This window comes from Longimicrobium sp., from assembly GCF_036399255.1.
Taxonomy (GTDB): domain Bacteria; phylum Gemmatimonadota; class Gemmatimonadetes; order Longimicrobiales; family Longimicrobiaceae; genus Longimicrobium.
In genome coordinates, this window is record NZ_DASWNM010000146.1 from 1 (window position 1) to 12,571 (window position 12,571).

Genomic DNA, 12,571 nt, shown 5'->3' on the forward strand with positions numbered 1-12,571 from the left:
CGGGACGGTGACCTCCCCCAGCGTCATGCCGGGGGTAGGGGGCCTATGCGAGAAACCGGAGAATCATCCCCGCAAATCAGCGCCAGCACGTCAGATGGCCGCGCTGAAGCATGTTTACAGCTTAGTGAATGACCGAGGATCAGGTATTCGCTGATTCGCAAGCGTAGGGAGTTCCGGCACGTGGGCGCGGGCGTCGAAGCCCAAGGCGTCCATTAGGCGGTTGAACTGCGCGCGCGGCAGGTGGCCGCCGCTGGCCTGGTCGTGCCCGCGCCCATAGCTGGCCTCGTCGTCCGCGCCGATGTCGGGGGTGCGCAGCAGGGCTGGGAGTACCAGGTCCGTTCGCGCCGTGCGCGAGCTGAACGCCACGACGCCCGGCAGGTAGCCGCGGTTGGCGGCGATCACGGCAAACTTCGGCAGTCGGGTGCGCCACTGCTGCGCGATCAGCGGGTGGATCTGGCACCCGCTGTCCAGCGGCACCAGCGCCCACGGCTGCCCGGTGGCGAAGATCGGCGCCTGCTTGCGCGCGATGGCCAGCTCCTGCTGCACCTCCGCGCGGTAGGCGCGCAGGCGGTCTGCGCCCAGCGCGTGGTCATCGGATATCGCGCGGGGGCCGTCCGCCTCCATCAGCATCCGCAGCGGCGTTTCGACGTCGAAGGCGCTGGCGCGGCGGGCGGCGTTGGTGAGCGACACCGCCTCGCGCAGCCACTTGCCGCTCCACCGCTTGCGGATGGCCGGCAGCGCATCCCACGGCGCCTTTTCGCCCAGGTCGCTTATCGTCCCCACCGCCGCGATCCACGCCAGGTCCTCCACGTCCACCAGCGGCGACAGCAGGTCGTACGCGATCCACGCGGAGGCGGGGATCGGGTCCCAGCCGTAGGCCAGCACCACGGCCGCGTCCGCATCATCCGGCTCGCCGTCCGGCCGGTGGTGGTCCACGTACAGCGTCGGCACGCCGGGCAGCACGCCCGCGTGATGGACGCCCAGGTCCGTCACGATCATCGCGTCGGGCCGCAGCGCCGCCAGCCGCTCCCGCGCGCCGGCGCTGAACGCGTTCTCGCCGCGACCCGAGTGCACCACCTGCACGTCGCCAAAGCCCATCCGCCGCAGCCCGCGCCCGAACAGCGCCCCCGCCGCCAGCCCGTCCGCGTCGAAGTGGCAGAACACCACGATGCGCGCGGACGAATTCAGCGCGCGCAGGAACGCGGCGGCCCGCTCGCGCGCCGGCCCCAGCGCCTGTTCCAGCGGGATGGATGGAGACTCGGAAACGTCCATGCGGTTCATCCGGCGTTCAGTCTGGAGCCGCTCCCCGAACGCACGGAATGGTCCAGCAACGGATTGGGGGATGAGAGAAACGGTTCACCTCCAGCGCATGGGGGTGAACCGTTTTCGTTGTTCAAACTGACCTAAGCAGGCGGTGCCCGATGCCCGCTATTCCCTATTCCCTGTTCCCTATTCCCTGCAGTTCCCCCCCGTCAGCGCGTGGCCCGCAGCTCGCCCTGCAGCAGCATCATGGGCCCAAAGCTGGGCTGGCCCAGCAGTCCCGCGTCCACCCCCACCGTGCCGTTGAGCGCGTAGGTGATGGGGCGCCCGGTCAGCGCGTTGCGCACCACGTTGGCCAGGCCCGGGATGTCGCTGAAGTTGATGGCGATGTCGATGGGCACCACCGTCTCGTTGCCGGCCTGCAGCGCCACGCCCAGCGGAAAGTCGACGCGCGCCGCGTTGGTCCCTTCCAGGCTCAGCTGCCCCACCAGCCGCGTGAGCGTAAGGCCCACCGGGTTGGGGTTGCCCACGCGGGCGTACAGCCGCACGGCCGCCCCGCCGAGTGGACTGTTGAGGCTGGGGTTCACGTATCGCAGCTGTGCCTGCTGGCCGTTCTCCACGCGAAAGGTGGGTGCCTGCAGCACCTGCTCCAGCCCCAGCCCGGCGCATCCGGACAGTCCCAGCAGCAACAGCGGCAAAACCGCCGTGCGGATTGCGGCTCTCATGCGTGCGTCTCCTCGCAAGTGGTTGCGGCGTCGTACCCTGCGGACGCGCGCGGTGATCCGTCCGTCACAATGTGCAAGGAGGAGGCCGGGTGCGGGCTCCCGCATCGACTGCTCGCTGACCGTGCGGGCTTCCGCGAAGGCTGTAAGCAGCGTACTCTTCACCGCCGGCTTCTTCCAGCGTTCCCTCCGACGGTGCTGACCACGATCCCATGGCCCTGCCCATCCATATCCCGGACCTGTTCACCGGCACGGTGGTCGAATGGGAACGCCTGGAGTTCAAGGAGGGATGGAACCCCGAAGCGGTCCTCCATGCCCTCTGCGCGTTCGCCAACGATCTGCACAACTGGGGTGGCGGATACCTCATTATCGGCGTTGCCGAGCGGGACGGGCGGCCGGTGCTGCCCCCGGCTGGACTGCATCCGAACCAGCTCGACCGGATCCAGAAGGAGATTCTGTCGGTGGCTCACCGGATTTCGCCGGCGTACCATCCCGTCGTAGAGCCCTGCGTCATCGACGGCAGCCACATCCTTGTGCTATGGGCGCCCGGTGGCCAGAACCGCCCCTACAAGGCGCCGATCTCGCTCGCCAAAGACGAAAAGACGCACGCGTACTACGTGCGCTACGGCTCCTCGACCATTCGCGCGAAGGGTCCTCTCGAAGCAGAGCTGCTGCAACTCGCCGCCAACGTGCCCTTCGATGACAGAGTCCGGCCGGACGCTGAAGTCGCTGATCTGTCGCTACGGCTGATCCAGGCGCATCTGCAGGAGGTGAAGAGCGACCTGTTCGAGGCCTCCGGGGCGATGGATCTCGCGCGGATCTGCAGCGGGATGCGAATCGTTGACGGCCCACCGGAGAATCTTCGGCCCCGGAACGTCGGCCTTCTTTTCTTTACGGACGATCCGCGCCGGTTCATCCCCGAGGTGCAGATCGACGTGGTCCACTTTCCCGATGGAAAGGCGGGAGAGATTCGGTAAAAGCAGTTCGTGGGGCCGCTTGGCCGCCAGCTGCGAGACGCGCTCGCGTATCTGCAGAGCACGTTCGTGGTAGAGCAGGTGATCAAGCGCGCCGGCCGCGCGGAGGCGGACCGCTTCGTGGCGTTTCCGTACGCCGCGATCGAGGAAGCGCTGGCGAACGCCGTCTATCATCGCGGATATGACGTGCGCGAGCCGATCGAGGTTCAGGTCACGCCGGCCGAGATGACGATCACGAGCTATCCCGGCCCCGACCTTTCCGTACGCATCAATGATCTCAACCAGGGAGGCGTCGTCGCCCGGCGCTACCGCAACCGGCGGATCGGCGAGTTCCTGAAGGAGCTTCGCCTCACCGAAGGCCGTGGCACCGGCGTGCCCAGCATCTTCAAGGCGATGCGCGACAACGGCTCGCCCGAGCCGTGGTTCGAGACGGACGAGGATCGGACGTACTTCACGACCATCCTGCCGATTCACCCGCTTGCGGTGGGTGGTGCAGAGGAAGAGGGGGGCGTGATTCAGGCGACGGCTGCGGACCTGCCGGAGTTGCTGTGGGCGGATCCCCGCAGATGGGAGGTGCTTCGGCTGGCGTTGACGCCGCAATCGCGTGCCAGTCTGCAGGCTCATATGGGCATCAGAAGCCGGGAGAGCTTTCGGACGTCTCTCCTGGCTCCGCTGGTCCAGGCGGGCCTGCTCGCGCCTACCGTCCCAGGTAGCCGCACGGCACCTACACAGCGGTATCAAACAACGGTGCTTGGTCGGAGGCTCCTGGAGGAAGAACCGCATCCCTTGAAAGCAGCACCCGAGCCCTCTGGAACTGCTTCCCTGGCAACTGGGCGGCAAGCAACTGGCAAGTAGCCCGCAATCAGCCGGCTGGTAGCCTGCAAGTAGGCGGCAGGTAGGCGGCAGGTAGCGGCAGGTAGGCGGCAGGTAGCTGGCAGGTAGCTGGCAGGTAGGCGGCAGGTAGCTGGCAGGTAGGCGGCAGGTAGGCGGCAGGTAGGCGGCAGGTACCCGGCAACCGGACCTGTGCACTCTCGAAGCGCCGCAGGACGAAGCCTTTGCGCACCGGCGGGAGTACCGGGAAAATCCCGGAATTCCGCAGTCTACGCGCTTGGAACGGTGTGTGCATACCCGCGCACTCCCCGGACGGAATGCAATGGCCGGGCAGGCAACGGGAGCATTGACACGCCAAGGAGGGAGCGGTGGACACCGACACGACGCGCCTCGACGCGGGGCACGCGCCGCCGGCCACGGCCGAGATCCTGGAAGGTCTCAACGACCTGCTCCAGCTCGACCATGATGCCGTCGGGGCGTACCAGATCGCGATGGAAAAGCTGAACGACCGCGACCACGCCGACCAGATCGCCGGCTTTCGCCGCGACCACGAGCGCCACATCCGCGAGCTGAACGAGCTCATCAGCGAGCTGGGCGGCACGCCCAAGAACCACCCGCACGCCACCGGCCCCTTCAAGCTGGCGCTGCAGAGCCTGGGCGCCCTGGCCGGCGACAAGGGCGTGCTGATGGCGTTTCGCACCAACGAGCTGCAGGTGCGCGCCAAGTACGACTCGTACGCGTCCAGGGCCAACCAGTGGCCCACCCACATCAAGCGCATCGTCGACGCCTGCGCGCTGGACGAGGAGCGGCACTTCAGCTGGGTGTCGCGGGTGCTGGGCAAGGACGAGAACGCCACGCTCGACGCCGTCGACAAGGCGCGCGAGCACGCGGCCGTCGCGGGGCACAAGATCGACGCGGCCCGCGAGCGGGTGGCCGACGTGGCCGGGCAGGCGCGAGAGCGCGCGGTTGACGTGGCCGGGCAGGCACGGGAGCGCGCGGTGGACGTGGCGGAGCAGGTGCGCGAGCGCGTGACCGGCGGCGTGGACGCGGTGCGCAACCGCATCCAGGGGGTGATGGACCGCGGCCACGAAGGCGGCGCGGCATACGGGGACGAGGCGTACTCCGGGTACCCCGCGGGCACCTCGCGGCCGGCCGACCTGCGCGGCCGGGCAAAGACGCTGGCGGGCGGCGCCGGCGACACCTTCGAGCAGCGCTTCATCGAGCAGCCGCTCCAGACGCTGCTGATCGCCGGCATCGCCGGATTCGTCATCGGCCGGCTGCTTCGCTAACGGGGAGGACCCATGGCTGAACTGAACGTGACCAACCGCGACGACGACACGGTGCCCGACGTCACGGGGACGGTCGGGGGCGCCGCGCCGCGCATCACCGAGACCGACCACCTGATCCCGGCCACCACGCACACCGCGGCGGTGGGCACCATCGCCCAGGTGGACGACCCGGAGCTGGCGCGCCTGCAGATCGAGCAGACCCGCGCCCGCATGTCCGACACCATCGGGCAGATCGAGGATACGCTGCTGCGCAAGAAGGAGCGTATCGAGGAAAAGATGGACGTGATGGCGCCCGTGCGCCGCAAAGCCCGCGAGAACCCGTACCCCATCATCGGGGGCGTCTTTCTGGCCGGGCTCATCCTGGGCTACCTCACGGGCGAGGGCGACGAGGAGGAAGAGGCCACGCCCGCGGTGCGGCGCTACGCGGTGGACTTCGACCGCGAGCGCGCGTACGGCAACCACTGGGAAGAGCGCGCCCGCACCTGGGAGCGCCGCGCCCGGCGGCTGATGGACGTGGCCAACCGCCAGGAGGCGGAGCTGCTGGAAGCCCGCGAGGGGCGTCCGCGCCGCCGGCTGTTTGGCCGCGGGCGCAGCCGGCAGGAGGGCGTCGCGCTGGGGTACGAGGAGGAGACGGCGTACCTGGGCGACGAGGCGGGCGTGAGCGTGTACCCGCAGGAGCGCGGCTACTCGGTGCCGCGCACGGAGTACGACGGCATGCCGCTGCACGACGCCGACTCGTACCCGCCGCGCGGCGAGGACGACGGCTACAGCGGCTTTGGCCGCGACCCGCTTCCCGCGCCGATCTGATCTCGCGGCGGGTAGACGGGAGTGCGAACGGGGGCGCCGGTGAAATCAGCCGGCGCCCTCGTTCGTCATGCTTCCCAACAGAAGGGCCTCACACAGAGTCAACGGAGTCAACAGAGTTCGCCCTTGCCGACTCCGATGATCTCCAGTGATCCAAATCCGGAAAGAGAGCCCTGACCTGAGGGAGCGCCGCGAGAAACCCACCGTTTGCACTTCAGCTGGCGCGCGACCGAAGGATCTCCTCTCGGGAGCTGTGGGGCTGGATTCATGGGAGAAACCCAGCCCCACAGTTCTGCCGGTGAGATGCTGTCGGGCGACGGGAGGCATTCTGGCGAGTGTGGTGGGATGAGGACGGGGGCGGTTTTCATCGCTTCGGCAAAGGCGTAAGTTCCTGCCGTCTCGTTCGTTCGCACGTCATCCGATCGGTATCTACGTGAAGCTTACGGTTCGCGGCGCGCTGGCCGCGATCTTCATCCTGTGCATGGCGGCGCTGTGCGTGCGCCTGGGGTTCTGGCAGCTGGACCGGCTGGAGCAGCGGCGCGCCCGCAACGCCGCCATCCGCTCGGCCACGGCGCAGCCGGCCCTGCGGCTGGACACCGGCGCCCCCGCCGCGCTGGCCGCCGATCCGCAGGCGTTCGAGTGGCACCGGGCGGAGGCGTCGGGGCGGTACCACCACGCGGGCGACATGGTGATCCGCGGCCGCTCGCGCCAGGGGCGGCCGGGCGTGCACCTGGTGTCGCCGCTGGTGCTGGCGGACGGTCGCGTGGTGATGGTGAACCGTGGCTGGGTGCCCTCGCCGGACGGGAGCAGCGCGGACGTGCGGCCGCTGCGCACCGCCGCCCCCGTGCGCGTGAGCGGCGTGCTGCTGCCGATCACCACGCAGGCGGACCGCGGGCTGCCCATCGCCGGGCGGGCGGGCGCGGACACCACCTGGCGGCGCGTGGACCTGGCGGTGGCGCGCGACCGCGGCCCCGGGCCTGTCATCCCCCTGTACCTGCAGCAGCTTTCCGACGGTGCAGAGGCCGATGCGCCGCCCATCCCCGAGCCGCTGCCGGCGCTTTCGGAGGGCAACCACCTGAGCTACGCGGTGCAGTGGTTCAGCTTTGCGGCGATCGGGGTCATCGGGCTGCTGATCATGGTGCTGCGGGGACGCAAAACGGCCTGACGACAGGAGTTTGCCCGCCATGGGCGGTATCCGTCTTGCACACGCACCGCCTCCCATGGCCCCGCCCGCGGGGCCGGGTTTGGGCCGGAGAGATCCACTCGAACGGGGAGGACACATGGCACGCTACGGACGCGACTACGGCCGGGATCGGTGGAGCGGCGGGGGCGGATACGGATACGGCGGAGGGCAGGGCGGGGCGGGCTCCTCGCGCGGCGGCGAGTACGGCGGCATGGGCTCGGACGCCTACGGCGCCCAGTCCGGCGGCTTTTCGGGCTTCGGGCCGGGCGGCGGCGCGTACGACAACGACTTCAACGCCGGGGGCTACGGCTACGGCGGCGCCAATCGCGGCGGCTACGGCGGCCAGGACTTCGGCGGCTACGGCGCCGACACCGGCTTTGGCGGCGGATACGGCGGCGGCACCGGCGGCGACTGGGGCGGCGGGCGTGAGTCGCAGCAGCGCGGCGGTGGCGGCTACGGGTACGGCGGGGGTGGATTCGGCGGCGGTGGGTACGGCAGTGGCGGCGGATACGGCTACGGCGGCGCGGGGTACACCGGCGGCGACCAGGGCTATGGCGCGTACGGCGGTGGATGGACCGGCGGCGGCTCGCAGAGCGGGTCGTTCGGGGGCGGATCCGCGTACGGCGGCGGGCAGCAGGGCGGGGACGAGGTGCGCCGGCTGCGCGCGGCCGACGTGATGACCGACAACCCCGAGACGGTGACGCCCGAGACCTCGCTGGCCGACGCAGCGCGCAAGATGCGCGACCTGGACGTGGGCATCATCCCCGTGGTGGACAGCGACACCAGCAAGCGGCTGCGGGGCGTGCTGACCGACCGCGACATTGCCATTCGCGCCGTGGCCGAGGGCAAGGACGCCAACTCCACGCGGGTGATGGAGGTGATGACCACGCAGGTGGAGACCTGCAACAAGAACGACTCTCTGCGCGACGTGCTGAGCGTGATGGAGCGCGAGCAGGTGCGCCGCGTGCCCATCACCGACCGCGAGGGGCGGCTGGTGGGCATCATCGCGCAGGCGGACGTGGCGACCGAGGTCGACACGCCGCAGGGTCAGCGCACCTTCGCCGACACCATGGAGAGCATCTCCGAGCCCGGCAATCCGCGTGGCCGCGGCGGGTGGGGCGGCGGGCGCGCCAGCCAGGGCCGTGGTCGCGGCGGTGGCGGCGGGGTGATGGGCGCCGTCCGCAGCGCCGTCAGCAACCTGGGCGGCACCGGCAGCCAGGGCGGCACGTCGTCCGGCGGTGGCGGGATGGGGTCGGGCGGGATGAACGCATCCGGCGGGACGAGTTCGTCCGGCGGCGGAATGAGCGCGGGGAACAGCGATCCGCGCGCCATGAACGATCCCGGCAGCGAGAACGTCTGACCGTTCTCCGCGTCGCGGAATGCGAAGGGAGGCCCGGACAGCCGGGCCTCTCTTTCGCTATGAAGCTCCCGATTCCCCCTCTGATCGTCGTGCCGAGGCCGGGAAACGGCATGAAGGGTACAGAGGGGCAGAGAACAGCCAGAGGAACAGAGGACACCGGATTTCCTCTGCTCCTCTGGCTTTTGTCTGTCCCTCTGTACCTCCCTCGCTTTTCATGGATGAACCAATAAGGGTTGTCGTTGCGGACTTGGGCTGACTTCACGCGCAAAGTGTGGACAGGGCACCCGTCTTGCCCCGACGCCGATGCGCCGCGTATCCTCCCGCGCTCCGGGATGGCGCCGGCTGATGCCACAACCTCCGCAACGATGAATGGGATGATGAAGCGAATCCTGATGATTGCCGTGGTCGCGGCGCTGCCGGCGTGCGCCACCGGGACGGCGGAGCCCGGCGCGTCGGCCGGGAACGTGCCGGCGCCCACGGGAGACGTGCGCACCGGGACCGCGGCGCAGATGGCGGCGGGCACCATTACCGCGGCCGAGATGCGCGAGCACGTGGCCTACCTGGCCAGCGACGCCCTGCGCGGCCGCGACACGCCCAGCCCGGGGCTGGACTCCGCCGCCGCGTACCTGGCCCGCGAGTTCGCGCGCCTGGGGCTGCAGGGCGGGGTCGAGGGGGGAAGCTTCATCCAGCAGTATCCGCTGCGCCCCCGCAACCGGATGGCGCCCAACGTGGTGGCCGTCTTTCCCGGCGCCGACCCCACGCTGCGCAACGAGTACGTGGTTCTCTCGGCGCACATGGACCACGTGGGCGTGGGCCGGCCCGTGCGGGGCGACAGCATCTACAACGGCGCGGACGACGACGCCAGCGGCACCAGCGCGCTGCTTGAGGTGGCCGAGGCGTTCGCTTCCATGCCGCAGCGGCCCGCGCGCTCCATCCTGTTCCTGGCCGTGAGCGGCGAGGAGAAGGGGCTGCTGGGGTCCGCGTACTTCAGCGACCATCCCACGGTGCCCATCAGCTCCATCGTGGCCAACGTCAACATGGACATGATCGGCCGCAACACGCGCGACACCGTGGCCGTCATCGGCAAGGACTACTCGTCGCTGGGCGAGGTGGTGCAGCGGGTGGCGGCGGAGAACCGTGCGCTGATCGGGCTGGTGGCGGGCGACGACATCTGGCCGCGCGAGCGCTTCTTCACGCGCAGCGACCACTTCAACTTCGCGCGCAAGGAGATCCCGGCCATCTTCTTTTTCGCCGGCCCGCACGAGGACTACCACGAGCCCTCGGACGAGGTGGAGCGGCTGGACGTCGACAAGGCCGCCCGCGTGACGCGGCTGATCTTTCTGACCACGCACGCCGTCGCCACTGATCCGCAGCGTCCGCAGTGGACCGCGGCCGGGCTGCGGGAGGTCCGGCGGGTCACGGGGGGCGGTCGGTGAAGGGGTGAAGGGGTGAAGGGGTGAAGGGGTGAAGGGGTGAAGGGTGAGCGGCCCCGATCCGTGGTATACGACGAGGCCCGCCGCCCGGTCATCCGGGCGGCGGGCCTTTTTGCGTGGTGGATGCGGCGGGTTTACTGGATGCGCAGCCCCAGGCCGACGGCGGCGAAGCGCAGCGACTCGCCGTCGTACTCCGGAAGCAGCGCCGCGCGCAACGAGCCGACGAGCGCCAGCCGCGAAAACAGCGGCTTGGCCACGTCGATCCGCCCCTGCACGCCGAGGGCGTCGGGTCCGTCGACGGCCTGGTAGTACGCCGGCCCGGCCAGCGCCCGCGCCGACAGCCCGGAGCCCAGCCGCCGCTGCACCCCCGCCACCGCGCCGACCGAGGCAAAGGTGGGATAGTCCGGCTTGCACACGCCGTGCGGGTCCGGCTCGCAGATCAGGTCGCCGCCCATCGAGCCGCTGATGCCGGCCGTGACGCCCGCCACCAGCGTGCCTCCTGCCGCACGGCCCAGCGGCACCGCCAGAACGCCATCGATCGCCGGTCCCCCGCGCCGATAGAACGCTCCGCCCCCGCCCGCGAACAGCCCAGCGCTCGCGTCGATCGACGGCCCAAACCCCTGGGCAGCGGCCGCGGCGGGCGCCGCCGCGACGAGGAAAACGGCCAGAATGCGTGGAATCATCATCGGAATTCTCGGGATGGAGAAGATGCGGAGCGGACGGGGAACGGATGGGCTGCCGCCGGTGGAAAGAACGCCCGTCTCGCTAAAAACCGGACGGCGGGTCTCATCGAAAGTTGGAGGATGCCCCGCAAAACGCAAGTGCGTCGGAAAGGGGTTCCTGCTTTCCCGCAGCGGGCTCACGCTCATTGCACCCCGCTGGCCCATCGACCAAGACGGAAACAGCCCGCAGCCACCGAAGCAGTTGCAGGCTGTCCCCTGTAACCTGTCCCCTGTCCCCTATCCGTCGAAGCGCCGCATCACCAGCGTCGTGTTCGCCCCGCCAAAGCCGAACGAGTTGCTGATCACCACGTCCAGCGGCTGGGTGCGCGCCGTGTGCGGCACGTAGTCCAGGTCGCACTCGGGGTCCGGGTCGGTCAGGTTGATGGTGGGCGGGATGATGCCCTCCTTGATGGCGAACGCGCAGACGCCCGCCTCGATGCTGGCGCTGCCGCCCAGCGCGTGGCCGATCATCGACTTGGTGGACGAGACCGCCAGCTTCTGCGCATGCGCGCCGAAGATGGACTTGAGCGCGCGCGTCTCCGCCAGGTCGCCTACGGGCGTGGAGGTGCCGTGCGCGTTGACGTACGTCACCTCTTCGGGGGCGATGCCGGCGCTGCGCAGGCCGCGCTTCATCGCCAGCGCCGCACCCTCGCCGTTTTCGGGGGGCGCGGTGATGTGGAAGGCGTCGGCGCTCATCCCGAAGCCGATGATCTCGGCCAGGATGGGCGCGCCGCGCTCGCGGGCGCTCTCCAGCTCCTCCAGCACCAGGATGCCGCCGCCCTCGCTGTGCACGAAGCCGCTGCGCTTTGCGTCGAACGGCCGCGACGCCGTCTCGGGGGATTCGTACTGCGTGGCGAGCGCCCGCGCCGCCGCGAAGCCCGCGTACGACATGGGCGTAAGGCAGGCCTCGGTGCCGCCGGCCAGCATCATCACCGCGTCGCCGCGCTGGATGGCGTGAAACGCCTCGCCGATCGCGTGGTTGCTGCTGGCGCAGGCGCTGACGGGCGCGTAGCTGGGTCCCTGCGCGCCGGTGCGGATGGCGATCTGCCCGCTGGCCAGGTTGATGATGCTGGCGGGGATGAAGAAGGGCGACACGCGGTTCAGCCCCTTTTCGCGCGCCATGTCGGACGTCTCCATGATGGAGATCAGCCCGCCCATCCCCGAGCCCACGATGGTGCCCGTCTCTTCGGGGTTGGGCACCGGCTGCAGGCCGCCCAGCCCCGCGCTGCGCATGGCGTCGTCCGCGGCGACCAGGGCGTACTGGATGAACCAGTCCATCCGCCGCGCGTCCTTGCGGTCCAGCACCGGCTCCGGGGCAAAGTTCCTGACCTCGCCCGCGATGGCGATCTCGGGGGCGATGCCCGGAAGCTCGCACTTGGTGAGCGGGCCGATGCCGCTGCGGCCGGCCTTTACGCCCGCCCACGTGTCCGCCGCCGTGTTCCCCAGCGCCGTGACCATCCCCACGCCCGTGATGACGACCCTGCGTGCCACCTTCGTATCTTCCGTCTGGTGATTGTCTTGTCGGTTGTCCGGCCCTCAGGTCCAACGCGCCGGTCCGCCCTTTACGCCGATGCGGACGCTTGGGTCCGCGATCGGGGGGATCGCGCTGCGTCCGCGGGGTGCCCCTCCCCCGGCCCCTCCCCGTTCGTTCCTCACGGAGAGGGGAGAATTCGATTCCGCATCGGATGGATCGAACTGCGTCCGCTGCGCCCCCTCCGGCTCGCCTAGTGCAGTTTCACTCGACCTTCTTTGCAATCGAGTCCAGCAGGTCGCATTTGTAGTAGCTACAGACCCGCTGCTTCAGTTCTGCGCCACTCAGCTTCCGCGCGGGTTCAACCACCTGCTTCTTGCCATGCACCCACTTGGGCTCGATAGGATTGAGCCACGGACTCTTGGTCGGAAGCCGGCAGACCAGGATGCGCACCCCCGTACCGGATCGCTTGACCGCGCGGTTGTGCTCCTTGATCCAGGTGCGCACCTCCCGGCTCACGTG

Annotated in this window: 12 protein-coding genes; 7 read left to right on the forward strand and 5 right to left on the reverse strand. The window is 69.8% G+C overall.

Features of this window, described 5'->3' with window-relative positions; genetic code table 11:
* Positions 1 to 114: 114 nt before the first annotated feature.
* Positions 115 to 1,272, reverse strand: coding sequence for a hypothetical protein (locus tag VGC13_RS28025; protein ID WP_331128632.1), 1,158 nt, complete (start codon positions 1,270 to 1,272; stop codon positions 115 to 117).
* A 200-nt stretch (positions 1,273 to 1,472) separates the two neighbouring features.
* Positions 1,473 to 1,985 (reverse strand): LEA type 2 family protein, encoded by a 513-nt coding sequence (locus VGC13_RS28030; protein ID WP_331128633.1) that lies wholly within the window; start codon positions 1,983 to 1,985, stop codon positions 1,473 to 1,475.
* A gap of 209 nt (positions 1,986 to 2,194) precedes the next feature.
* Here VGC13_RS28030 and VGC13_RS28035 point away from each other — a divergent pair, with 209 nt between their 5' ends.
* The 7 genes from VGC13_RS28035 to VGC13_RS28065 all read left to right on the forward strand — a co-directional run bounded on the left by VGC13_RS28035 (position 2,195) and on the right by VGC13_RS28065 (position 9,859).
* Positions 2,195 to 2,959, forward strand: a complete 765-nt coding sequence (locus tag VGC13_RS28035; RefSeq protein ID WP_331128634.1) for an ATP-binding protein — start codon at positions 2,195 to 2,197, stop codon at positions 2,957 to 2,959.
* Between the two features lie 9 nt (positions 2,960 to 2,968).
* The gene (locus tag VGC13_RS28040) at positions 2,969 to 3,811 is read left to right on the forward strand and encodes an ATP-binding protein (RefSeq protein WP_331128635.1); all 843 of its coding nucleotides are present in this window, start codon (positions 2,969 to 2,971) and stop codon (positions 3,809 to 3,811) included.
* 344 nt (positions 3,812 to 4,155) lie between these two features.
* Positions 4,156 to 5,076, forward strand: coding sequence for a DUF2383 domain-containing protein (locus VGC13_RS28045; RefSeq protein WP_331128636.1), 921 nt, complete (start codon positions 4,156 to 4,158; stop codon positions 5,074 to 5,076).
* Between the two features lie 12 nt (positions 5,077 to 5,088).
* Complete coding sequence (locus VGC13_RS28050) at positions 5,089 to 5,883, forward strand: hypothetical protein (RefSeq protein ID WP_331128637.1); 795 nt, start codon at positions 5,089 to 5,091, stop codon at positions 5,881 to 5,883.
* 430 nt (positions 5,884 to 6,313) lie between these two features.
* Positions 6,314 to 7,045 (forward strand): SURF1 family protein, encoded by a 732-nt coding sequence (locus VGC13_RS28055; RefSeq protein ID WP_331128638.1) that lies wholly within the window; start codon positions 6,314 to 6,316, stop codon positions 7,043 to 7,045.
* 115 nt (positions 7,046 to 7,160) lie between these two features.
* The gene (locus tag VGC13_RS28060) at positions 7,161 to 8,423 is read left to right on the forward strand and encodes a CBS domain-containing protein (protein ID WP_331128639.1); all 1,263 of its coding nucleotides are present in this window, start codon (positions 7,161 to 7,163) and stop codon (positions 8,421 to 8,423) included.
* Between the two features lie 374 nt (positions 8,424 to 8,797).
* A complete protein-coding gene (locus VGC13_RS28065; protein ID WP_331128640.1) occupies positions 8,798 to 9,859 on the forward strand; it encodes a M28 family metallopeptidase in 1,062 nt (353 codons plus the stop codon).
* 131 nt (positions 9,860 to 9,990) lie between these two features.
* On the opposite strand, the gene VGC13_RS28070 is transcribed toward VGC13_RS28065, so the two are convergent.
* The 3 genes from VGC13_RS28070 to VGC13_RS28080 all read right to left on the reverse strand — a co-directional run.
* A complete protein-coding gene (locus tag VGC13_RS28070; RefSeq protein ID WP_331128641.1) occupies positions 9,991 to 10,539 on the reverse strand; it encodes a hypothetical protein in 549 nt (182 codons plus the stop codon).
* Between the two features lie 276 nt (positions 10,540 to 10,815).
* Positions 10,816 to 12,069 (reverse strand): beta-ketoacyl-ACP synthase II, encoded by a 1,254-nt coding sequence (gene fabF, locus VGC13_RS28075; RefSeq protein ID WP_331128642.1) that lies wholly within the window; start codon positions 12,067 to 12,069, stop codon positions 10,816 to 10,818.
* A 244-nt stretch (positions 12,070 to 12,313) separates the two neighbouring features.
* On the reverse strand, positions 12,314 to 12,571 hold a 258-nt coding region (locus tag VGC13_RS28080), incomplete at its 5' end, for a transposase (RefSeq protein ID WP_331128643.1).